The sequence below is a fragment of the Agromyces sp. NPDC057679 genome, from assembly GCF_042799635.1.
Taxonomy (GTDB): domain Bacteria; phylum Actinomycetota; class Actinomycetes; order Actinomycetales; family Microbacteriaceae; genus Agromyces.
In genome coordinates, this window is sequence record NZ_JBHVIK010000004.1 from 363,710 (window position 1) to 385,179 (window position 21,470).

A 21,470-nucleotide genomic window follows, 5' to 3' on the forward strand; every position below is an offset into this window, starting at 1 on the left:
TGTCGTCGCGCCCGGATACGGTGTATCCCATTGTCGACATGGAGCGGGGACTGGAATTGCGGATAGGGGCAGCGACGATTGTCGTCACCGGCGCTCTGCTGGCTGTTGGGCTCACCGGATGCTCGAGTGCGTCTGACCCGTACGCCGGATGCGTCCTTGAAACCGTCGACGACGACAGGGAAGCTAGGGTCGCAGCAGCCCGGCCCTACCTCGACGCGTACCTCGTGAAGTACGAAGCAGTCCCTGATGACCGATTCAGCGAACGTTTCGACATGTCGAACGACGAAGTGTCTGCTGAGCTTCTCGGCATGCTGGAGTGCGACCCGGAGGACCCCTACTACCCGCCGGTGATCAGCGCTGCCATGTTCGAAAGCTTTCAGGCGTTGGAGGCCGGAGAACTGGTCACCGCACCGGCCACCCCGCAGCAGGTCGGAACCTGCCCGATCATCCCCGACCCGGATGCGAATGCGAGGGACGCGGCGAACGCGCTGAAGCCGGGCATCCGCGACTGGCTGGCCGCGAACGGCCACGACATCGTCGCCGACCGGGATTCCATGGGCGCCAGCTGGTACGACCTCTACGGCACAGACGGAACCGTCACCAAGCAGATCGTCTTCGAGCTCGGATGCCTCGGTGTCGAGTACTCCGAAATGCTGGTCGCTGACGCAATCAGCACAGTCCTGATCGACCTTCAGCAGGAAGCGTACGTCCCGGTTCCGGCCGATGGCGGCACTGGCGGTGGCGGCGGCAGCGTGGACGTCCCCGACGTCGATGCACCGGACGTGAACCCGTTCTATTGCTCCTGGTCACTGCGCGGCGGGTTCAACTGCGGAGTCCACGGCTGAGCCGCACACCCAACGAGGCATGAGCTTCTCCACTGACGATCACGGCAACCTTCACGACCGCGGCGGCCAGTTCGCCGGCCGGGAGCAATCCCCGCCGGAGATCGCGCCGCTCTATGCTGGCCCGGTGAGCACCGACACCCGCGAGCCCGGCACCTGGCCGCACGACCCGGCGTATTACGCGGAAGCCGACGAGCGCTCAGCGGCGTGGGTGGCCGATCAGACGGTCTCGGCGGTTGAGATCGAAGACGTCGACCTGTTCACACGCGTCGTCAAGGAGCACGGCATCATCGACTCGTCAGCCGATGCGAACCCCGAACTGTTCGACGGGTTCGACTGGCTACATGCGACCGGGATCGGGGAAGCCGACCAGCAGCGTCAGCTGCTTGGGTCTGCGTGCTCCGGGCACCCCCGGTTCGCCGAGTTCGCCGAGCTCGAGCTCGACGAAGACTCCGACGACGCCGACATCGTCAACGAGCTCGCATTCGTCATCGTCGCCGACACCGTGAAGAAGATGCGCGGCGGCCGCTGACATTCGCCGGCGCCCGCCGGCCGCACACGAATGTGTGCATGACGACGTTCGACAAGACGAAGATCCGCCGTGCCGGCACCGGCCCGAACCCTGGCCGGTTCGCCGCGCACACGCCCACCCCAGCCGAGACAACGCTCACTGTCTCCCACGCGGCTGTCGACGCGGAAGCGTACGACCGGGTGATCGAGATCTTCGCCGTGTTCGACAAGACCACCGGTGACCAGCAGCGGAAGCTGTCCGACGAGATCAACCGGATCAACGTGAACGGGCGGATGCACGCCCGAGAACGGACGCTTCGAGGCGTCCGAGACCTCGCCGCCGTCCGCGTGCACAGCACCGCATCCGATGAAGCCCGCGCGCTGTACGAGTCCCGTGTGCGGGTCGTCACTCGAGACGCGAACCGTGCCGACCTGCAGCATCGTGCGTTCGCGCTGCTCGCCGCGGCGGATGCCGCTGAGGCGGTGGCGTCGCGGTCGCACATCGGGAAGGCGCCCGGTTTCGGGCAGGCGGACTACGACCACCTCACTGGGCCGTGGCGGTCGGTGTTCGGGCCCGTCCACCCTGACGATGCCGTTTCGGAGCCCGGCAACGGCTCGGTGTGAGCGTTCCCCGCGCATGGATGCTGCAACAGAGAAGGAGACCGAGATGACCTCGATCGCAACCGTCACCCACATCCGCGCGAACCGTGCACCGCTCAGCCGTGTGCGCCTGCTCGCGAGGATCGTCGACCGGTACGACCAGAGCGGCGACCCGGTCGAGTTCGACACCTCCGGAGCTGGGGACGAGCGTCGCATCCTCGGCACCCTCCTCAACGACGGGTTCGTCGACTTCGCGGGCGCCGGGAACGCGGTCATCCCGACCGATGCCGGCCGGAGCGCTGTGCAGGCGTTCGCCGCCTGACCTTCGCGGCCGCCGAGGTTCCGCGCATGTATCGGTGGAACCTCGCACGAAGGAGCCGCATGCGCCAGGACCGCCGCGCTGTCACCACGATCACCGCGCTGCTGACCGCGTCCACGTTCGCGTTCGCTCCGGCGGCCGCAGCGTCCGCTGCAGAGCTGCCGCCCGCGACTGAGCCTCCGGCACCGGAATCACAGGCACCTGATGAGACGGCGATCGTGTGGGGTGAACCCGCTGGCATGACGTTCCGTGCCGGCGACACCGTCTCGTGGGCTGTGCCGGTCACCGGTGCGTCGTCGATCCTCGTGAGCGGCCTCCCGGACGGCCTCGTGTTCGACGGGCAGCGGATTATCGGGACGATCACGTCCGACGTCACGTTCCAGGTCTCAGCGCTCTCCCCGTCAGGCAGCGCGGAGGTGCGGTTGTTCGCCTTCACCGTGCTCCCGCAGCCGCCGGTCTGGCAGAACGGTGAGACGGTGACCGTCTCCGGGTACGACCCTGTCGACGTGCAGTTCCTCGTCTTCGGCGCGGACACCTGCGTGCTGTCGTCGACCCTGCCGGCCGGGTTCACGTTCACGGCCGACTGCCGCGCCACCGGAACCGCAGCCCCTGGCACGCCCGAACTCGAGGTCGTCATCACCGCGATCAACGCGGGCGGGAGCAGCACGAAACGGTTCGTGATCCGCTTCGACTGGACGCCTCGTTTCACCGCTCCGACCCTCACCGCCGGCGCCCCTGCAGCCGGGCAGTCGTTCGTGTTCCACGGCGCCGGGCTCACCCCAGGCGCATCCGCGGTCACTGTCACCGACCAGGACGGCCGCGAGGTCGCCTCGATCGACGTCACCGTCGACGAGCTCGGCACGTTGAACGCCTCGGTTCCCGTCCCGACCCCCGGGGCCGGCGCGTACAGGGCAGCGTTCACGGCGGCCGCCGCGGACGGCACCCCGGTGTCGTGGGCCCTGTTCTACTCGATCGACACCGCAGGGCAGATCGCCGAGGTGTCGACGGACAGCCCTGTGCAGGACCCGCTGCCAGCCCCGGTGTGGGTCACCGAGGACACGGTCGTTACCCGTGCCGGCGAGGAGTTCACGGTCACGTTGTCCGCTACGGACGCCGCCGAGTACGCCGTTCAGGGGCTCCTCCCGGACGGTGCCCGGTTCGACCAGGACGCCGGAACGATCACCGGCACGTTCGACGTCACGGGCGAGCATCGGTTCACGGTGGTCGCGTCGAACCGGCGGGGGAGCACCGCGCAGGAGTTCATCGTGACGGTGAACCCGGCAGGCCTCGTCACGCTCGAGCCGCTCTTCACGGTCGGCACGGCAACCGCAGACGCCAGCTTCCAGGTGTCCGGTTCGTTCCTCGACCTGGGCACCGTGTTCACGATCGCAGCGGACGGGAAGGCGGTGCTCGAGATCACCGTTCCCGACACCGGGGACATCGCCCAGGAGGTTCCCACCGGAGCGCTCAACGCGGGCATGCACCGGTTCACCGCGGAGGCTGTTGCCCTCGGGGAGCCAGTCACCGCAACGGTGTGGGTCGATGTCGACCGTGACGGGCTGATCTCCGGGATCTACACCGAGGAGCCGGAACGGCCGGACGTGCCGGATGAGCCGGGCCCGGTGAACCCAGGAGACCCGACTTCGCTCCCGCCGAAGCCGGCCGTGCTTGACGAGATCACCAGGTACGCCGACGACGCCGAAGCGGTCGTAGAACTGGTGCCGGCACCGCCGATGACGCAGCCAACCGCCGTCAAGCAGGAGCCCGGGTTCACGATCGACGGGGTGTGGCTGTTCGCCGCCGGTGTCGCATTCGCCGCGGCCGCCGCGTTCCTCCGCCGGGACAAGCCGGACAGCTAGCCGAGCTCGAGGAGGTCCGCGAGGGCATCCGCGACGGTCGCTGCGGCGCCGTCGTGACCTGTGACGTCCACCGGTGCGGCGCCGGCGACGTCGAACCCAGCCAGGGCGCCGGCCGGCAGCTCGAAGATCGCGAACCGTCGCGCCCACCACCGGAACCCGCACCGGTACGCGATCAGCTCGTACGTTCCAGAAGCCGCGCGAAGACCGTCATGGGTTTCGTCGCGATGATGGCAGGGGAGCGCGGACACCTGAAGGACGGCGACGTTCTCGCACTCGAACAGAGCAGCGGCGACCGCGCCCGCGGAGCGCCCGTCCAGCGAAGTGACCGATCCCACGAGCGCGAGCCTAGCCGCGCCGGAGCCGGTGCGGAGATCTAGTTCTCCTCGACTCCATACAGGCGGTGGTCGATGCGCACGTCAAGCCCTGCATCGCGGAGGAGTTCGATCTCGGCGTTCACCTTCGCGATGACCTGCTCGCGGTACGGGGAGCGCATCCGCCCGTAGTACGCAGGCTGACCGAAGTACTCATCGAGGACGTCCTCAGTCCAGCTGCCGTTCGCCTTCGAGATCGAGACGTTCAACGTGGTGGCGTCACCGACCCGGCGGCAGAGATACCAGTGCGTCTCGCGATGATCGGTGAACCCGAGCTCGCGCATCCGGTCCTCAGCGAGCACCGTGGTGACCTGCGGCCCGCTCAACGGCGGACCCCGTCGACGAGGGCGAGCGCAGCCCGCGAGGTCGTCCGGCGGACATCCCGGATCGCGGGCGAGTTCACGATCGCGTTCACCCGGTGCTGCACTGCGGGCACCCACTCAGGCTCCTCGACTTCGCAGTTCCCCTCCCGGAGGAGCTCCTCCAGCTCGGCGTCCGACATGACGGGCGCTGCAGGCGGTGCGGTGACGTTGAGGAACCACTCGGCGGCACGCTTCCCGCGCCCCTTCAGCCCATTCGTGTTCGCGTGCCAGCCGATCACCACGAAAGCGGCCGCAAGGGCACCGGCGAACACGATGAGGAGAGTGACGACGAGCATGGGTGCCCCTTTCTGGCACCACGTACATGCGCGGGAAGGTCGCCGCATGCCTTCCGGGTGGCCGCGGAAGGAACCGCGACAGATCCAGCACTCTGAAACGGAAGCCCTGCATTGCGCAACGTCATCATCATCGGATCCGGCCCGGCCGGATACACCGCCGCCATCTACGCCGCCCGGGCACAACTGGAGCCGCTGCTGTTCACCTCGCTGAACGAAGCCGGCGGGGACCTCATGAAGACCACGGAAGTTGAAAATTATCCGGGGTTCGACATCGGCGTCCAGGGGCCTGAGCTGATGCGGGCGATGCAGATCCAGGCGGAACGGTTCGGCACCGAGGTCCGCTACGAGGACGTCGTGAAGGTCGAGCTCGACGGTGACGTGAAGAGAGTCCACCTCGGCACCGACTACGTCGAAGAGACTCGATCGGTGATCATCGCCACCGGCGCCGAGTACCGCCGCCTCGGCGTTCCCGGCGAAGACCGCCTGTCGGGCGCCGGGGTTTCGTGGTGCGCGACCTGTGACGGGTTCTTCTTCCGAGGGAAGACCGTCGCCGTCGTCGGTGGAGGGGACTCCGCGATGGAGGAGGCGACCTTCATGACCCGGTTCGCGGACAAGGTGTACGTCATCCACCGCTCCAAGACCTTGAACGCGTCGAAGGTGATGCAGCAACGCGCGTTCGAAGACCCGAAGATCGAGTTCCTCTGGGATCAGCAGGTCACCGAGATCCACGGCGAGAAGAAGGTCGAATCGGTCACCCTCACCGACAGTCTTGACGGCAGCACCCGCGAACTCGAGCTCGACGGACTGTTCATCGCGATCGGGAACACCCCGCGCACCGACCTCGTGAAGGGCGTGCTGGACCTGACCGCCGAGGGGACGATCGCGGTTCGTGGCCGGTCGTCGAAAACGAACATCCCCGGAGTGTTCGCCGCCGGCGACGTCATCGACCCGGACTACCGTCAGGCGATCACCGCCGCCGGCTCCGGAGCCGCGGCAGCGCTCGACGCGGAACGGTACCTGGCCGCCCGCTGACGTGACGCTTCGGAACCGGGCCCCGCGGCGACGCCCTCGGATTCCCGTCAGGAACACGCTCACCGGACGGTTCACTGCCGCCCCTGTCCCCATCGAAGGGGCAGCGGATTGGTTCGGTGACATACCCGCGCTCGTGGAGCTCGACCGGCTCCTGCTCGGCTGCGCGGACGCCTCCGGGCGCGCGCCCGACGACGGGCGCCGGGCTGTGCTCGAGGCGTGGTTGTTCCAGACGTACGACGCGTGGCACTCCGCAGCGGAGTTCGAGCTGATTCCCACGCTGACCCTCCACGCTTCGCTGATCCTCAACGTCGGCGGGTACGACGGCGGCGATCAGCTGCCGACAAGACGTCAGATCGTCGCGGCAGTCGAAGCTGCGAGCTCGGAAACGCGACGCTCCGCGCATGTAGTCGGCGGAAGGGAGCCCTATGGCCCAGGAAGTACTCGAGAAGGAGATCGTCACCACCGACCAGGGTGACCACGATCGCTTCGCCCATTTCTTCGACCGCGCCGACATCGACGCCGCATGGCTTGAAGGCAAGGAGATCACCGCCCTGTGCGGGAAGAAGGATCGCCCCGTCCGAGAGCTAAAGGACTACCCCGTCTGCCCGACCTGTACCGAAATCCACAAGGAGTTGCCGAAGTGACCGACCGACAGTCCGACTACATCCTGACGAACGACGTCCCCGCGTTCCTCGCCGCGAACGAGGTGACCGTCGCCGCACCGCGCAGAGGGAAGCTTTTCCGCGCCTTCGCGGTGACTGCCGTCATCGTCCTCGCCGCCACGATCGGCGGCACGACCATCGCCGAGTCCGCGCAGGCGGGGGAGTTCGCAGCCCGTGAGCTCGCGATCCAGGAGAACGCCGGCCGCGTCGGCATCGGCTCCGTCGACGCAGACATCCCCGCCTTCCGCGCAACGGCAGCAGCCGCCCTCGCCCGATCGGCAGCGGACACCGCGAAGGTGATCCTCGACGACGCATCGGACGAGCTGCCCGCCGACCAGCTGGCCACACTCACCGACGCCCGGACGAAGCTGCTCGAAGCAGCCGACCAGGGCGCATCGGCCGACGCGCTCACCTCGCAGACCGCAGCGATCGAGGCGGAGGGCAGCAATGTGTCCACCCTGCTGACCGCAGCCCGGAAGGCCGCCGCTGAGGAGGCCGCACGGATCGCAGCTGAGCAGGCTGCAGCCGAGGAGGCAGCCCGGATCGCCGCTGAGGAGGCAGCATCGTGGGAGGACGACTCCGACGACTGGTCGGACGAGTCGCCCTCCGGTCCGGCCGCTGAGAGCCCGGCTCCCGCACCCGCGGCCCCGTCGTACCCGGGTCTCGGCCCGAGGCCGACCGACGAAGAGTGCGGCCCCTGCCGCGGCCGTGAGATGTTCCCGCTCTTCCACGACGGGAAGTGGCGTTGGGCGTGCAACCGCTGATCGCGCACTGACCTGACAGGCCGCCTCCAACCGGAGGCGGCCTGTTATCGTTTCCGCGCCGCACACGAAGGACCTCATGACCAACACCAACAACGGCCACGACGGCTGGAAGAACCAAGCGCGCCGCACCGACGGTGAGTTCGGCGAGAAGCTGCAGACCCCCGCCGACGTCAGCATCGCCTCCCACAACAACCAGTTCAAGTTCGCCAAGGGCAGCGGCCCAGTTGTCGCGTCATCACCCATGCAGCTCGCCAGAGGGATGCTGTGCGCTTCCGAGATCACTGCCGACGACGGCAGGGGAAAGGTCACCTGGAACGAGATCGACTTCATCGCGATGGCCGCTGAAGCGAACTACGCCAACAGGGACACCGACGTCCAGCGCACCCTGCGGTGGCTGCTCGAGAACCGGTCCGTCATCGACGAGTTCCTCACCTCGAAGAACATCACCATGACCGGTGACGAGTGGGACAACCAGACCTTCACCGTCACCTTCCCAGTCACCGAAACCGAACCGGCCGCCCTGGCGCGCGAGATCGTCGCCTCCGACGAAGCGGACTACGTCTACAACGCGCTCGACGGATCCGGGGAGTTCTCCGTCGACCTTCTCCGATGGGTGAATGGGAACGGAGTCCGCTGGGACGGCGTGTACTCCACCCGCAGGTGGGAGGAGGAATTCGAGCCTGCCACCAACGAGCACGGCGACATGGTCCGGTACGAGCTCCTCAGCGAGATCCCCGCCGGCACCCCGGCGGAGAACGTCTGGACCCTCCATCATGACGACGGCGACGACGAATTCGAGGACTACGACGGCGACGGCTCCGACATCGAATGGATGATCACCGCAGGCTACGGGCGGGTGAACGTCGCCGGCTACTACATCACGAAGAACCCGTGGTCGCCCGGGAACCAGCCAGACGTCTCCTACTGACGCAGGACGAACGCCCCAGCACGACGGTGTGCTGGGGCGTTCTGCGTTTCCAGCCGCACACCCAAGAAGCATGAACACCCCTTCGACACCCGGCGGGCGCCTCAGCCCCGAAGACCTCGCCGCGCTCGAAGCCCGACGCGACACCAGCGGACGGTTCGGCACGGCTCATCACACCGCAGCGGAGGTGACCCTCGAACCCGTCTCCACATCCGTCCCGCAGCCGACCCCGGCCGGTGTCGGATGGTTCGACGACGAAGGACGCCTCCACCGTGAGGACGGGCCGGCGCTCGACACCGACATCGCACAGTCCTGGTACGACCGCGGCACCCTCCTCCGCAAGGAGCTCGAGGACGGCACCACCGTCCACTTCGACGACGAAGGACTCCCGCACTCCGATGAAGGCCCGGCGATCCTGTTCGGAGACGGCGAAGCGCAGTACATCGTGCACGGCGAACTCATCCAAATCCAGCGCCCTGACGGGTCGTTCGAGACGTTGGGATCCGCGACCGCCTGAGTTCCGCGCATGGACGGGTGCATGGACACACTCGAACGCACCTCAGGCGGCACAGCACTGGTCACAACCGAGACCGGGTCGAAGTACCTTCTCGACCTCGACCGCGGCACCGTGAAGCGCAAGCCCAGATCCCGGATCCTCGGCCTGTTCGGCGACCGTGAAGAGCTGCCGCTCCTCGAGCTCGGCAACTGCACCGTCGGTGAAGCGCTCGAGATGGTGCTCGGCACGCCGGACGGCCCGTCACCGAGGCGCGCGAGCAAGGTGACGTCTATCGCGACGATCGGCTGACGTCCCCCGATCTGGGAATCCCACAAGCGTCCACCGGTAGATAGCATCGGGGTTTCGTGCACCCGAACGGAGCCTCATGACCGACACACCTGAGCAGCCGGAACACCCAGAGACAGTTGCGCCGCAGGAGAGCAGCCTCCCGACGGAGGCTGGCCAGGCTGCGCCCGTCACGGCCGACCCGGGAGCCGCTCCCGAAGCCGGTCCTGCGGCCTCGCAGACGCCTGCTACCCCGCTGTGGAAGCAGCCGTGGTTCCTGCCCGCCGCGGTCGGAGCAGGCGCGCTCCTTGTCGGCATCGCCGTTGGCATCCCGATCGGCGCCGGCGCATCGTCAGGCGCAGCCGAAGCGTCCGCAGCGACCTACTTCGACGACATCGCCGCCGAATGCAAGGCGAAGTCGATGGTCCGCGTCGAAGACGACGGCAGGACGATGATCGTCGACGGTGAAGGCGAAGACGCAGGATCCGGTGACGTCAGCCTCGCCCTGCTCGACTGCCTGATCGGCGCCACCGGCACCCCGGCAGCCACCCAGCAGCTCATGTACGAGACCCGCAGCCTCGACGGCCGCCAGTCCGACTCCTGGGAAGACGGCGACGTCGAGGTGGAAGCCTCCTGGTCGTACCACCCCGACGACGGGCTCGACATCATCTACGAGATCTCCGACTGAGGTCCATCACGAACCAGCGGCGCCCAGGCAACCTCCCAGCCTGGGCGCCGCTCACATACTCCGGCATGAACGACATCAACCAGCTCCGCGGGAACATCGTCACCGGACCGAACGGTCACCCCATCCAGAACGCCGGCGCGTTCGCCGGGAAGGTGAACACCCCAGCGGAAGCCTCACTCGACATGGACGATGCCGAATGCTCCAACTGCGGCGAGACGTCCGACACTGCGTTCGAAGGTGTCCCGTACTGCGACTACTGCCGTGGTGAGATGTGCGACGACTGCGGGGCCGACCTCTCCGACGGACAGGGCTGGAACGGCCTCTGCGGCGACTGCGCAGACCGGAAGGTCTGCACCATGTGCTCCGAGCAGGACAAAGCTGAGGGCTCGGACACCTGCTCCGACTGCGCGCGCCGCATCGACGAACTCAGCAGCAACGACATCGTCACGGTCTCCCACGCAAACGGAGACTTCGACACCGCAGACCTCCACGTCGACGGGTTCGACATCACCGGGGCCGACAACCCCGACGACCCGAACTCTGCAGACGGGGTCATCGTCACCGCCTACCGGTGGGAGGACCTCTCCCACCTCGAGCAGGAGCTCGCCGGATCCTTCGACGACAACGCCGCGAAGGTCGGTGCGGCCCTCGCAGAGATCGCCCCAGGTTGGAAGGTCACCGACCGCAGCCAGGGGTGGGACAACGTCTGCATCGAGAAGGTCGTCCCGCCGCATGACGACTACTGGTCCGACAACCTCGACAACCTCATCTCGTGGATGCATGAGCACCCGTTCGTCGAGGATACGAAGCAGACGTTCCCGGAACGCTGGTCGGACGCTCTCACGGCTCGAGTAAACAGCCTGTGACAGTTGACCCGCAATCCACGCACCTCGAGCAGGAACTCAACGCCGACGAGTTCATCACGCCGGCCGCGAAGATCCGCCTCTCGCTGACCAGGCTGTTCGACTGGGCCCGCGCGATCGACTGGTGACCTTTCCCTGGGTGGGCACCACCAGGTGCGTCTCCGCGCATGTCGTGATCGACAAGACCACGACACCGGAGGAACACCTTGAACAACACTCGATCGTCGACGAAGCGGCGAACCATCGTGTGGACCGCTACCGGCGCGATCGCCCTGCTCGCTGCAGGCGGCGTCTGCTACGGAGGGGCACAGTACCTCGAGCAGCACAACGCCGAGATCACCGCTGCGTCGGCCGAGCTGAAGCAGGCCACCCAGGCACTCGAAGCTGAAGCCGACCGAGTCGCCGCTTCCGCGAGTGACGTCGTCCTCCCGAAGCTCGCCGACGCCGAGCAGAAGCTCGCTGAGTCGCAGGGCCGAACCCTCGACGAGGAAGCACGAATGACGCTGCAGGACGCGATCACCGCCGCCCGTGCCGCCGTCGACGAGGTCGAGAAGGACGCCGGCGCCGTCGTCGACGTCGCGAAGGCGATCGAGGTGGACGACTCATTCTTCGAGCACGCCGACAACCTCCGCGCGGCAGCCAAGAAGGTCGAAGCGGAGACCCTCCCGGACCCCGGCACGCTCTCGAGCGTCGTCGCGGCGCTCGACACCCCGAAGCAGCAGGTCGACGCGGCCGTCGCAGCCTGGGAGAAGCAGCGCGAGCGCGACAACGCGTACGTCGAGCACGTCCGCACCGCAGGCTGGCAGGACGCCATCGACGCGTGCTCCGACAGCGTCGACATCACCGAGTGGTACGGCACCGCAACCGTCGCCGAGCACTGGTCCTGCGGCGGCGCCAGCTTCCCGCGGGAGACCGGCACCCTCGTCCACTTCACCGGCCAGTTCGAAGGCTTCTACCGTGTCGTCGGCATCCCCGCCTACCTGAACGTGCACACCGACTCGATCAGCGACGTACCCCGCGGCTACGACCTGCTGTTCCAGACCTGCATCGACGGCGACTCGTCCAACATGGCGATGGTCGCACTGGAGCGCGAAGGATGAGCACCGAGACGATGTCCAGCGCGCGCCTGGCGAAGCTCGCCGACAACGCGGACGTCCGGGCCGCCGAGGCCGCACGGGTCGCACGTGCTCTCCGCATCGCGCAGCTCCGCGCCGAGCTCCGCGAACGCTACCCGGACGCGGCGACCCTGGTTGTCGGCGCCAACGAGTTCGACCCGGACCACCGTGGCGCGGAAGCGCTCCTCGACGAGCACGGGAACACCATCACGACGTCGTTCACCGCGAACGCGCTCGGACACCTGCTCGAACGGGAAGCCGACTTCAAGAACCCGCCGTTCGAGCGTCAGCTCGGGCATCCAGGGTTCGGCGGCAATGACGAGATCTTCTACCTCGACCTGCGCGGCTGAGCGCGGGACCGGAAACCAGAAGAGGCCAGACCCACAGGGTCTGGCCTCTTTCGTGCGTGGCTTGTTCAGCCGACGAGCTCGCGGGTCGAGATCACGTCCAGGCGGCGCTCGACGACATCGCCCACGGCGAACCGGGCGGCCGCCGAAAGCATCTCCTCCGCCCACTCCGTCGCGATCCGGGCCGGCCAGCCGCGCTTCGCGGCTTCCTGCACGAACTCCGCGGTCACGAGGTCCTCGGTGATCGGCGAGTCGACGATGACAGCGGTGGTCGTCAACTTTCCCGACTCGATTCCCATGAAGCTTCGACCGCACCCGCAGCCGGCCTCAGGGTCTCGGAGGCAGTTGCCGCAGGAGAACACGGGGAAGACGAGCTCGCGGTCGTTCGTCCAGCTGAAGTCGCTGTCCTTCTCGCCCTTGGCGGAGACCAGGATGTGCATGTTCGGTTCCTTCCGATCGGTGTCATCCGCCACATGCGCGGGACCTGGGATCGGCTGCCGCATGCCTCATTGACGAGCCCGCGAACGAAGGAGCCCGTCATCGTCAGCTTCCGCCCACTCCGAACCCGCCCTGCCGGAGAGCAGAACGAACCGCTCGAGCTGAAGGTCAACGCCTTCCGGATCGGGTTCACCGGCGCGATCGGAGTCCTCCTCGCCATCATGCTCGGCGGCATGGTCACCCAGCTCGGCACCGTGTTCGTCTACGTGTCGCTCGCTCTGTTCCTCGCGCTCGGCCTCGACCCCGCCGTCAGCTGGCTGCAACGGCGGAACCTCAAACGCCCCGTCGCGATCCTCATCGTGTTCGGCGCCGCGGTCGGAGTGTTCGTCGCCCTGATCGCCACCGTCGTCCCTGTTCTCATCCAGTCCGTCGAAGACTGGCCGAAGATCGTCGAAGGGGTCCGCGACTCCGAGCTCGTCAGGTGGGCGTCAGGTCTCGGCGGCGACCACGCGATCCGTGACACCCTCGAAACGGCCGGGCAGATGCTCGCCGACCCGAAGACGCTCACTTCGATCGGCGGCGGAATCTTCTCCATCGGCGCCGGCATCGCCGGCGGGTTCACCGGCGCGATCATCGTCCTCATCCTCACCTTGTACTTCCTCGCGTCCATCGACCAGATGAAGCGGTACGCGGCCCGGTTCGTCCCGGCGTCCGCGCGCACCACCTACCTCGAAGTCACCGAAGAGGTGACCGGCGCTGTCGGCCGGTACGTCGCCGGCCAGGTCAGCCTCGCTGTCATCGGCGGCATCGCCGCTCTCGCATTCCTCAGCATGATCGGTGCGCCGGAACCGGTCCTTCTCGCGGCGATCTTCGCGGTGTGCGCGCTCATCCCGCTAGTCGGGACGATCACCGGGGCGGGCATCGCCACGGTCGTGTGCCTGTTCGCGTCACCTGCAACCGCGATCGCCGCCGGGGTGTTCTTCCTCGTGTACGCGCAGGTCGACGCGTACCTGCTGAGCCCGAAGATCATGGGGAAAGCGGTCGCTGTGCCCGGCGCGGTCGTCGTGGTCGCCGCGGTTGCCGGCGGCACCCTCGGCGGGATCCTCGGCGCGCTCGTCGCGATCCCAGTCGCCGCGTCGCTGATCATCGTCGCGGAGAAGGTGGTGCTGCCGAGGCAGGAGGGCCGGTGACGTCTCGGTTACGCCGCGCGGCGTTCCTCTTTCGTCTCGTACCGCGACACCCGGTGCGCGAGGGAGATGAACACCTGGTCTGGGAGCGGTGCCGGGGCCCGGTTCATCACCGCCTTCTTCGTCGTCGTCAGCCCGTGCTGTTTCGGGCGGCGCGGGTCGAACAACTCCGGGTCGAACTCCCACAGCCCGCACGACGCCGGCACCTCATCCGGTGTGACAAGACCCTTCGGGACGGCATACACGAACCGGTGGCTGAACAGCTGCCACGCCCTGCGCTTCTCGTCGGTGTCCCTGCGGAAGTCAGCCCTCGTGACCTTGATCTCCACCGCGGTGAGCATCCTCGACGTCACGATGAGCGCGTCGATCCTCCGCTGCGGCACAGCATCCACCGGAGTCCACCCGTCAGGGATCGACGGCGCCACCTCAGCCGGGTCGATCCGCGACTCCCAGTACTCCGCGGACGAGCCAGTGAGCCGCCACCGGTTCAGGATCGCCTGATGGAACGGGTCGTCGACAACGACCTCACGGACGACCGCATCCTTCGCGTGTTTCCTGCGGACAGCGGTGAGGACATCCTTCGCGGTGACAGCTTGCGGGGGCATACCTGGAAGACATGCGGCGCCGCACACACAGAACCGCATGACTTTCACCACCGACGCCGCAGGCAACCATCACTCCACCACAACCGGCCAGTTCCAGGACAAGGGGCAGACGCCGGCGGAGGCCGGCATCCTCACCGAACAGCCCGACCTCCTCGACCGCTACCAGGGCCTCCTCGACGACGCCTACGACGAGTTCAACGATGCGGAGGAGCGCGCGCAGTCGTTCCAAATCGCGCGCTTCCGCGCGGCAGTGCGGGACGCCTACCCGAACGTGACGAGCGTGCAGCTCGACCCTCACGGCGCCGGGATGAGGGTGTTCCGTGCGTTCGACGCAGACGGCGAGCGAGTCAGCTTGGGTATGGGCGAGCTTGACGAGTTCGAGCCAGACCTGATCACCGGATACGACGGCGCACGGCGACGCCCAGAGCTGTCGGAGACACCCACCGGTCGTTTCTTGCTCGACATCCCGCAGCACGAACCAGCACACGACGACGTCCTCGACCTGCTCGAGGAACGCGTCGCCGTCAAGCGCACTGCGAAGGCGGCGAACCTCGAGCACATTATGCCCGGCATCCTCGAGAACGTCGGCCGGCGCCGCGGCGTGAACGGTCTCGGGGACCTCACCCCGGAGCAGATCACCGCACTGTTCGACGAGGAGATCCTCCCCGCGATCGAACGGATCGCGGACAAGCTCCGCTGACCTGCCGCATGCCTCCCCGGTGATCCTCGCCTCACGGCCAGGAAGGGCCGGGAACGGCCAGCACCGCACATCACTGCGAGGCCAGAAGACCCACGCTCGGAGCAGTTCCCAACAGTGCGTCGGACCTCCTCGAGCACAGCGTGCGGCCGCCGATGAATCTGCTCCCGAAAGGCGCCCGTGGACCACCTCCCGGGCGCCTTTCCGCCCCCCGGCACGATGGGCCCGCGCATGTGGTCTAGGTGAAACCGAACCACAACGCACTGAACACCCCCGCCAAGAAGCTCTGCGCGATCACCGCAGTCACCGCCGCAGCCCTCACGCTGACCGCTGCTGCACCCCAATCGGTCACGACCGCTTTCACCGTCCAGGAGAGCCCGACCTGGTCGCAGATCGAAGCACTGAAAGGCCAGCCTGAGATCAAGGCTCAGCAGGTCGACGCGCTGAAGGCCGCCGCCGACAAGCTCTCCGTGAAAGCGGAAGAGGCACGGGCAGTTGCGAACGCAGCCACAGCTGCGCTCGTCGACGCCGTCTACGAGCTTCCCGACCCGGGAGCGCTCGACGAGGCCTCGAGGTCCGCCTCAGCTGCCGAGAAGCTCGACACGATCGCCGGCACCCCCGCAGTGAACATCGGCGGGCCCAGCACTGGAATGCTGACCTCGACGGTGGCGACAGCCGATACCAACCACGGCACGACAGCCGGTGAAACGGCCGAGGCGGTCACCCCGGAAGAGCGCGTCAAGCTCGCCGCCGAGACGCAGCAGACCGCCGAGCAGGAGTACGCGACAGCGCAGGTCGAAGCAGCCCAGGTGCTCGCTCAGATCCGCTTCCTCGCCGTCGACGGTCAGGACCCCTCGTACTTCCAACGATCCGTCGACGACGCCGCGCACCGTGTAGCCAGCGAAGCGGCCACACGCCTCGTCGAGCAGAAGACGCGGAAGCAGGCTGAGGAAGCCGCCCGTCTCGCCGCGATCGAAGCCGCCCGATGGCAGAACCCCGGCAAGGGCCGCATTAGCGACGTGTTCGGCCCTCGGGAGATCATCTGCTCCGACGAGGGTTGCTCGTCGCCGTTCCATCGCGGCACCGACGTCGCCACCGGCTGCGACGCACCGATCCTTGCCGCCCGCCGCGGCACCGTCGTGTACGCCGATTACGACGGCACCCACGGCAACTTCGTCCTCATCGACCACGGCGACGGCCTGCAGACCGGGTATGCGCACATCGCCCCGGGCGGGTTCCTCGTCTACCCGGGCCAGCAGGTGAGCACCGGGCAGCAGGTCGCCATCAGCGGCACGACCGGAGCTTCCGACGGCTGCCACCTTCACTTCGAGGTGTACCAGAACGGGAACCTCATCGACCCGCAACCGTTCATGGCTGCGATGGGGTCGAGCATCGGCTGAGCGGCATCGCCCGCACACTCAAGACCACATGAACTCGTTCGACGAATCCCTCCACCCGCGCGGCCACCACACGAACCCTGGCCGGTTCTCGGAGAAGCAGCTGAGCAGCGCAGAAGTATCGCTCACCGCGACACCCGCCACGCCTGTCACAGCGAGGGTCGGAAAGTACGAACTCCGCCTCGACTACCTGCCCGAGCTTCCCGAATGGCCGGCGACGCTTCCGGAACCGGTCGTCGAATGGGACTACGACGACGACGGTGAGCCGATGCTCACCATCACCAGCGGTGCCGACAGCTTCTGGATCAGCGGCGACGAGAACGACGGACCGCACTGCAGCCTGTACGACCTCCACTACACCGATGACGCTGACTGCCCCGACTGGTCGGCCGTCGACCGAGCCCTGGCATCCAGTTGGGCTAAGGTCGCCCTCGTCCGCACGAGCAGCCTCGTCAGTAACTACGAGACCAACGCCGCGCAGGAGAAGACGGTCTACGCGAAGCTCCTCAACCTCGCGACCGGCGGAACGTCCAAGGTTGACGTCGATCTTGAACTCAACGATGCGTTGACCGCGCGGTACGAAGCGTCGTCCAGGATCCAGGCCGCGGCGGCGAAGAAGCTTGCCGGCCAGGTCCTCCGCGCCGTACCCGACGGTGCGACCCTCCACGCCTACCCGACGGAGCTCGGGTATGACCCTGTCTCGATCACTGACGGGAACGGCGACGTCATCGTCCAAATCGACGAGGACGGCAATGCCACCCGGGATGGAGACGTCGTGGACGGCCTCTACAACCTGGAGGCGCTCACCAGCCTCCTCGCAGACGCGCGATCAGAGACCGGCCCAGTCGGCGGCGCTGACCTTTGCAAGGTCACCCTCGCAGGGATGACGGTGAATCTCGTCGCCGCGGCCGCGATCGAACTCTGACCCTCACTGCCGCCAGCTCGCAATTGCGGTGTCGGCGGCATGGGTAAGCAAGAAGCCTCTCGCAGATACACCGCGAGCGAACACCCCGCACAACCGAATGAAAGAAGATGATGCGGGCCAGTTGTAGCGGGTGCGGTGATGAAGCGTACGTTCCCATGCAGTACGAAACGGAACCCACCGAACTCGAGGGCCCGCTCGCCGTCGGCTGGGATGACCTCGGCACCTCGAAGATCTGCCCGGACTGTAAGCAAGCCCTGACCGCAGCGATCCCCGACGGAACGGCAGTCTCATGCTGAACGCCACCACGGATGTCGGGTGCGGTGCGCTCACCAGAACCGCCCATCAGCTCGAATACTGGGACATCACCGCCTGGGAAGAGCCGGTGAACCCGGAGGCCGAGTCGTTCGACCGGACCGTCGTCACGGATCGGACGATTGCCGTTCTGGACGGCGCGGTGAACTACGCCCATCTGGAAGGGGAGGCCCGCACGCGGGATGCGCTCGAGGTCACCGTCCAGGCGCTCCGAGAAAACCCGATGCCGAAAGCGTTCGCGGTCGCCACCTCCAAGATCCACCGGCCCGACGAACCGTACCGGCACCGGTCCGGACTTGTCGCCGCTGCCGCGGTCGAGCTCGGGTTCGACGAGATCACCGGGTACCGAGCAGCGGACTGCGAGGTGTGGGCGAACACCGGTGGAGAGTGGGTGAACCTCTTCCCGCATCACATGCTCACCGACGAGGGCCAAGCGGTCATGGCCGCCGGCCCAGCTCAAGACGGCGCTCACGCCTGGTGGAAACATCAGGAGATCGAGCTCGACGACCTGACCCTGTGGCGGTACCCGACACTCGGGCTCGACAGGGCGGCGAAGTTCGTCTCCGCGAGCCTGTACGCGTTCGAGGTGGACGAGATCGTCATCGCGAGCGACGGCGCCGAACTGAACGCTGCACGAATGACGGACCTTGAACCATGGGTCGAAGAGGGAATCCACGCCAGGAAGCCTCAGCCTCCGCATCGATTCCCGCACGGCGACATCACGGTGATCCGAGCGAAACGGCGCTTTTAGGTAGGTTCCGCGCATGTATCTTTCATGGAAGAGATCATGAACATCCTCATCGACAGCGCGTTCGCGCTCATCACCATCGGCGTTCCCGCGGTGCTCTACTTCCTCGGCACCCGCGCTGAGGACGGCTCGAAGACGAAGCGCAACCTGAAGGTCGCCCTGATCGCCGCGCTGCCGGTCAGCATCATCGCCCAGTGGGTGAAGGTCATCGCCTTCGACCGCGGCACCGAGCTTTACGCGATCATGTTCACCGTGGTCATCGCCGCGATCTTCGCGGTGACGGTCATCCGAGCGCGTCGCACCGCCTGATCGTCGAACAGTCCCACCGCATCGCGGCCGCTCTCATCACGAGGGTGGCCGCGTTTCGTTTGTCCGGCTGGACCCCGGGCCCGCGCATGACCTCCCCGTGAACCCCGCCTACACGATCTCGCTCATCGCCGTCTACGGCGCCCTGCTCGCCGTGAACCTCTTCGCCACGATCAGGATGGCCAACTGGTCGCTCCGAAAGGACGCCCGGAAGCGCCGTGCTGCCGCGATCGTGGTCCACGTCTCCGGCGTGCTCTCTGCGGGCGCAATCTGGCTTGTCGTCGCCGCTGACTGGCGGCCGGTAGGCATCGTGGCGGCTAGCATCTGGACGGTCGCAGTCGCCGGCAGAATCCTCCTCGACGTCGACTGGACGAAGCCGAAGCGCGCACACGACTGACCGGGAATCCGCGCATGAAGACCGCATGAGCGACACCACAGAACTCGACCAGGACGCCACCGACAAGATCATCTCGAAGGAGATCTTCGAGGGCCTCGAAGACGGCACCATCTGCGTGCTCTGGTCGCAAACCGGGTGGATCGTCCGGAAATCGGTCTACCAGCTGAGCCTCGGGAACTGGAGCCTCCTGAACCCCGAGGAACCGGACGACCGCACCTACCCGCACGAACGCCTCTGGCTGATCGCCGCGGTCCGTGACCGCCGGCACATCTCCGTCGCCTGGGATCCGCGTGACCCCGGCGCCGTCCTCACGACTGCCGCCGAAGTCGACTCGTTGCCGCGCTACACGGTGATCGTGTCCGTCGACGAAAAGGGGTGGGCATCGCCGATCATGCGCATGGGCGACCGCTGGATCCCGCTCGCCGACAACGACGACTTCATCGACTGCACGAGCGAGCAGCTGCTCGGCGGCTGGGGATCCAACGGATACACGCTGCACCGCGGATGGGATCGCAACTGACGCGAGACCGCCCGCGCATGGGTTGAGCAAGAAGCAGACGCCGGCGAAGAGCCCGGCGCCGGAAAGCCCCCAGGTGCCCCATGAACATCAACGATCTGGAAGCCGGAGAGCTCTACGCGTTCCAGCTCTCAGCGCGACCCCTTCGTCCGTGCATCGTCGTCAACGTTGGCGGGTACCAGGAGGGTGTCAGCGCCGAATCGAAGAAGATCAGCGTCAACCGAGTCGCTGCCGGCAAGCCCTCCGACAGGGTGCTCATCCTGCTTGGCACGCTGGAGTCCGCGGACAGAGAGCTTCCGGTCTTCACAGACGACGACTACGACCGTGGGGTTGCCACCCCGAACGGGTGGACGCTTCGTCTCACGAAAGCGAACCGAATCAAAGGAAGCTGGGCCTATGCGACCATGTGGCCGCCCCGCGAGGAGATCGCCGCCGTGATGGAGCCGGTCGCCGACCAAGTCGACATCGTGGAACCCGTCTCTGCAGAACCGCCGGCCGCGACACCGACACCGATTCCCTACGAGGACGCGCTCCGTGCCTGGGGCGCGAAGCGGATCCAGAAGTACTGGGCCCGCGACGACTTCGATGAGTCGATCGTGACCGTCGACGTGTCGACCGTCACCGTCGAGTTCGAGTACGACGAAGGGTACGCCTGCTGCGGCGGAAGGGACCCTGAATGCTACTGCTCACAAGCGGTGCCGCCGACCGCGCGGGTCTACATCGGCTCGAGCACCCGATCAATCTCGATCGCCGCGGAAGACTTCGACTTCACGGAAGTCCTCCGCGAGATCATCGAAGCGGGCGGCGGGACGATCAGCGCGGCCTAGTCAAGGGCTTACATGCCCTCGCCGAACACGTGTGCGTGCGCGCGCCGCATACTTGTCTCCTGTGAACCCAAACGTCAGCGCCAGCCCTAGCATCCCGCGCGGATCTGTGGCGTGCCGCAACCCTGAGTGCCCGCGAGCGTGGCATCGCTTCGGGACACCTGACTGCCGGAAGGCTTCACAGCGGCGGGCAGTTCTCGGGCCCTCGCTTGCGGACGCCCTCGCGAAGCTCGACTCGGCTGACGACCCGACCGACGTATCGGATGCCTGGTGGGAGCTCGGCGGTTCGCTGCAGCCCGGCGAGCCCGGGGATGTGGAAGCGATCGCCGACGAAACCTTCGAGGCTGTCCGTCGTGCATCCGCCAGGATCATCCGAGCCGCGGCGATCGTCGAGGCGACGTTCGAATACGACGGCGCCAAGACCGAAGAAGAGCTGCGGCGGCAAGAGCACGGCAGGATGCACATGCGGCAGGCGCTCCACCTGCTCGAACTGGTGACTGAAGCTTCCGTCGCGAAGACCGCAGCCGCGAACCCCGACCTCGACGAAGACGACGCGTACCTCGCTGCGCCGTGCCGATGGTCGGAGGAGGACACCGACGAGCTGTTCGCGGAAGCGTACGCCGAGCTTGATCGCCGATACCGGGAGCGCCGAGCTGCGGAAGTCACCGAGTCGGCGGCCCAGCAGCCGGCAGACGAACCTGAGGCAGCCGCGCACCGTGAACAGTCCGGCTGGTTCAGCCGCCTCTTCCGCCGCCACTGAACCTGCCCAGATGGCGCGGCG

At 67.0% G+C, this 21,470-nt stretch carries 31 protein-coding genes; 26 read left to right on the plus strand and 5 right to left on the minus strand.

What is annotated here, in order from left to right:
- Window positions 1-38 precede the first annotated feature (38 nt).
- The 5 genes from ACFVAJ_RS18635 (at window position 39) to ACFVAJ_RS18655 (ending at window position 4,130) form a co-directional block, all read left to right on the plus strand.
- Entirely contained in the window at window positions 39-845 is an 807-nt protein-coding gene (locus ACFVAJ_RS18635) for a hypothetical protein (RefSeq protein WP_376946834.1), read from the plus strand.
- A gap of 124 nt (window positions 846-969) precedes the next feature.
- On the plus strand, window positions 970-1,374 hold the full coding sequence (locus ACFVAJ_RS18640) for a hypothetical protein (RefSeq protein ID WP_376946836.1): 405 nt from the start codon (window positions 970-972) through the stop codon (window positions 1,372-1,374).
- Between the two features lie 38 nt (window positions 1,375-1,412).
- Window positions 1,413-1,976 carry a hypothetical protein gene (locus ACFVAJ_RS18645; protein WP_376946838.1) on the plus strand — a complete coding sequence of 188 codons (564 nt, stop codon included), beginning with the start codon at window positions 1,413-1,415 and terminating at the stop codon, window positions 1,974-1,976.
- Window positions 1,977-2,019: 43 nt separating this feature from the next.
- Entirely contained in the window at window positions 2,020-2,274 is a 255-nt protein-coding gene (locus tag ACFVAJ_RS18650) for a hypothetical protein (RefSeq protein WP_376946839.1), read from the plus strand.
- A 59-nt stretch (window positions 2,275-2,333) separates the two neighbouring features.
- The gene (locus tag ACFVAJ_RS18655) at window positions 2,334-4,130 is read left to right on the plus strand and encodes a putative Ig domain-containing protein (protein WP_376946841.1); all 1,797 of its coding nucleotides are present in this window, start codon (window positions 2,334-2,336) and stop codon (window positions 4,128-4,130) included.
- Here ACFVAJ_RS18655 and ACFVAJ_RS18660 read toward each other — a convergent pair.
- The 3 genes from ACFVAJ_RS18660 to ACFVAJ_RS18670 are packed head-to-tail and all read right to left on the minus strand — an operon-like array spanning window position 4,127 to window position 5,159.
- Window positions 4,127-4,465, minus strand: a complete 339-nt coding sequence (locus tag ACFVAJ_RS18660; RefSeq protein WP_376946843.1) for a hypothetical protein — start codon at window positions 4,463-4,465, stop codon at window positions 4,127-4,129. The two genes, ACFVAJ_RS18655 and ACFVAJ_RS18660, sit on opposite strands and share 4 nt — an antisense overlap.
- A 38-nt stretch (window positions 4,466-4,503) precedes the next feature.
- A complete protein-coding gene (locus ACFVAJ_RS18665) occupies window positions 4,504-4,827 on the minus strand; it encodes a hypothetical protein (protein ID WP_376946845.1) in 324 nt (107 codons plus the stop codon).
- Window positions 4,824-5,159, minus strand: a complete 336-nt coding sequence (locus ACFVAJ_RS18670; RefSeq protein ID WP_376946847.1) for a hypothetical protein — start codon at window positions 5,157-5,159, stop codon at window positions 4,824-4,826. Before ACFVAJ_RS18670 ends, ACFVAJ_RS18665 begins: the two co-directional genes overlap by 4 nt.
- A 111-nt stretch (window positions 5,160-5,270) precedes the next feature.
- Between ACFVAJ_RS18670 and trxB the strand changes: the two genes are divergently transcribed.
- The 11 genes from trxB to ACFVAJ_RS18725 all read left to right on the plus strand — a co-directional run bounded on the left by trxB (window position 5,271) and on the right by ACFVAJ_RS18725 (window position 12,339).
- Window positions 5,271-6,191 carry a thioredoxin-disulfide reductase gene (trxB, locus tag ACFVAJ_RS18675; RefSeq protein WP_376946849.1) on the plus strand — a complete coding sequence of 307 codons (921 nt, stop codon included), beginning with the start codon at window positions 5,271-5,273 and terminating at the stop codon, window positions 6,189-6,191.
- Between the two features lie 425 nt (window positions 6,192-6,616).
- Window positions 6,617-6,835, plus strand: a complete 219-nt coding sequence (locus tag ACFVAJ_RS18680) for a DUF3039 domain-containing protein (protein WP_376946851.1) — start codon at window positions 6,617-6,619, stop codon at window positions 6,833-6,835.
- Window positions 6,832-7,617 (plus strand): hypothetical protein, encoded by a 786-nt coding sequence (locus ACFVAJ_RS18685; RefSeq protein ID WP_376946853.1) that lies wholly within the window; start codon window positions 6,832-6,834, stop codon window positions 7,615-7,617. The genes ACFVAJ_RS18680 and ACFVAJ_RS18685 overlap by 4 nt, the downstream gene beginning before the upstream one ends.
- Before the next feature lie 76 nt (window positions 7,618-7,693).
- Entirely contained in the window at window positions 7,694-8,545 is an 852-nt protein-coding gene (locus ACFVAJ_RS18690) for a hypothetical protein (protein WP_376946855.1), read from the plus strand.
- 70 nt (window positions 8,546-8,615) lie between these two features.
- The gene (locus tag ACFVAJ_RS18695) at window positions 8,616-9,059 is read left to right on the plus strand and encodes a hypothetical protein (protein ID WP_376946857.1); all 444 of its coding nucleotides are present in this window, start codon (window positions 8,616-8,618) and stop codon (window positions 9,057-9,059) included.
- A 21-nt stretch (window positions 9,060-9,080) separates the two neighbouring features.
- Window positions 9,081-9,347, plus strand: a complete 267-nt coding sequence (locus ACFVAJ_RS18700) for a hypothetical protein (protein WP_376946859.1) — start codon at window positions 9,081-9,083, stop codon at window positions 9,345-9,347.
- A 76-nt stretch (window positions 9,348-9,423) separates the two neighbouring features.
- Window positions 9,424-10,011, plus strand: coding sequence for a hypothetical protein (locus tag ACFVAJ_RS18705; RefSeq protein ID WP_376946861.1), 588 nt, complete (start codon window positions 9,424-9,426; stop codon window positions 10,009-10,011).
- A gap of 65 nt (window positions 10,012-10,076) precedes the next feature.
- The gene (locus ACFVAJ_RS18710; RefSeq protein ID WP_376946862.1) at window positions 10,077-10,877 is read left to right on the plus strand and encodes a hypothetical protein; all 801 of its coding nucleotides are present in this window, start codon (window positions 10,077-10,079) and stop codon (window positions 10,875-10,877) included.
- Window positions 10,874-11,002 carry a hypothetical protein gene (locus tag ACFVAJ_RS18715; protein WP_376946864.1) on the plus strand — a complete coding sequence of 43 codons (129 nt, stop codon included), beginning with the start codon at window positions 10,874-10,876 and terminating at the stop codon, window positions 11,000-11,002. The genes ACFVAJ_RS18710 and ACFVAJ_RS18715 overlap by 4 nt, the downstream gene beginning before the upstream one ends.
- A gap of 78 nt (window positions 11,003-11,080) precedes the next feature.
- Window positions 11,081-11,974, plus strand: a complete 894-nt coding sequence (locus ACFVAJ_RS18720) for a hypothetical protein (protein WP_376946866.1) — start codon at window positions 11,081-11,083, stop codon at window positions 11,972-11,974.
- On the plus strand, window positions 11,971-12,339 hold the full coding sequence (locus tag ACFVAJ_RS18725) for a hypothetical protein (RefSeq protein ID WP_376946868.1): 369 nt from the start codon (window positions 11,971-11,973) through the stop codon (window positions 12,337-12,339). The genes ACFVAJ_RS18720 and ACFVAJ_RS18725 overlap by 4 nt, the downstream gene beginning before the upstream one ends.
- Before the next feature lie 65 nt (window positions 12,340-12,404).
- Here the strand turns inward: ACFVAJ_RS18725 and ACFVAJ_RS18730 are convergent, their stop codons facing one another.
- A complete protein-coding gene (locus ACFVAJ_RS18730; RefSeq protein ID WP_376946870.1) occupies window positions 12,405-12,776 on the minus strand; it encodes a hypothetical protein in 372 nt (123 codons plus the stop codon).
- A 69-nt stretch (window positions 12,777-12,845) separates the two neighbouring features.
- Between ACFVAJ_RS18730 and ACFVAJ_RS18735 the strand changes: the two genes are divergently transcribed.
- Window positions 12,846-13,964 (plus strand): AI-2E family transporter, encoded by a 1,119-nt coding sequence (locus ACFVAJ_RS18735; protein ID WP_376946872.1) that lies wholly within the window; start codon window positions 12,846-12,848, stop codon window positions 13,962-13,964.
- A gap of 8 nt (window positions 13,965-13,972) precedes the next feature.
- Here the strand turns inward: ACFVAJ_RS18735 and ACFVAJ_RS18740 are convergent, their stop codons facing one another.
- A complete protein-coding gene (locus tag ACFVAJ_RS18740; RefSeq protein ID WP_376946874.1) occupies window positions 13,973-14,617 on the minus strand; it encodes a hypothetical protein in 645 nt (214 codons plus the stop codon).
- Here ACFVAJ_RS18740 and ACFVAJ_RS18745 point away from each other — a divergent pair.
- The 9 genes from ACFVAJ_RS18745 (at window position 14,604) to ACFVAJ_RS18785 (ending at window position 21,449) form a co-directional block, all read left to right on the plus strand.
- The gene (locus ACFVAJ_RS18745) at window positions 14,604-15,266 is read left to right on the plus strand and encodes a hypothetical protein (protein ID WP_376946876.1); all 663 of its coding nucleotides are present in this window, start codon (window positions 14,604-14,606) and stop codon (window positions 15,264-15,266) included. The genes ACFVAJ_RS18740 and ACFVAJ_RS18745 overlap by 14 nt on opposite strands.
- A gap of 239 nt (window positions 15,267-15,505) precedes the next feature.
- Entirely contained in the window at window positions 15,506-16,663 is a 1,158-nt protein-coding gene (locus ACFVAJ_RS18750) for a M23 family metallopeptidase (RefSeq protein ID WP_376946878.1), read from the plus strand.
- 28 nt (window positions 16,664-16,691) lie between these two features.
- Entirely contained in the window at window positions 16,692-17,585 is an 894-nt protein-coding gene (locus ACFVAJ_RS18755) for a hypothetical protein (RefSeq protein ID WP_376946880.1), read from the plus strand.
- Between the two features lie 289 nt (window positions 17,586-17,874).
- Window positions 17,875-18,648 carry a hypothetical protein gene (locus tag ACFVAJ_RS18760; protein ID WP_376946882.1) on the plus strand — a complete coding sequence of 258 codons (774 nt, stop codon included), beginning with the start codon at window positions 17,875-17,877 and terminating at the stop codon, window positions 18,646-18,648.
- 36 nt (window positions 18,649-18,684) lie between these two features.
- On the plus strand, window positions 18,685-18,954 hold the full coding sequence (locus ACFVAJ_RS18765; protein ID WP_376946884.1) for a hypothetical protein: 270 nt from the start codon (window positions 18,685-18,687) through the stop codon (window positions 18,952-18,954).
- Window positions 18,955-19,051: 97 nt separating this feature from the next.
- Window positions 19,052-19,348, plus strand: coding sequence for a hypothetical protein (locus ACFVAJ_RS18770; RefSeq protein WP_376946886.1), 297 nt, complete (start codon window positions 19,052-19,054; stop codon window positions 19,346-19,348).
- 25 nt (window positions 19,349-19,373) lie between these two features.
- Window positions 19,374-19,868, plus strand: coding sequence for a hypothetical protein (locus tag ACFVAJ_RS18775; RefSeq protein ID WP_376946888.1), 495 nt, complete (start codon window positions 19,374-19,376; stop codon window positions 19,866-19,868).
- An 80-nt stretch (window positions 19,869-19,948) separates the two neighbouring features.
- Window positions 19,949-20,692: a hypothetical protein gene (locus tag ACFVAJ_RS18780; protein ID WP_376946890.1), complete on the plus strand. Its 744-nt coding sequence runs from the start codon at window positions 19,949-19,951 to the stop codon at window positions 20,690-20,692.
- A gap of 52 nt (window positions 20,693-20,744) precedes the next feature.
- Window positions 20,745-21,449 (plus strand): hypothetical protein, encoded by a 705-nt coding sequence (locus tag ACFVAJ_RS18785; RefSeq protein ID WP_376946892.1) that lies wholly within the window; start codon window positions 20,745-20,747, stop codon window positions 21,447-21,449.
- Window positions 21,450-21,470 lie beyond the last annotated feature (21 nt).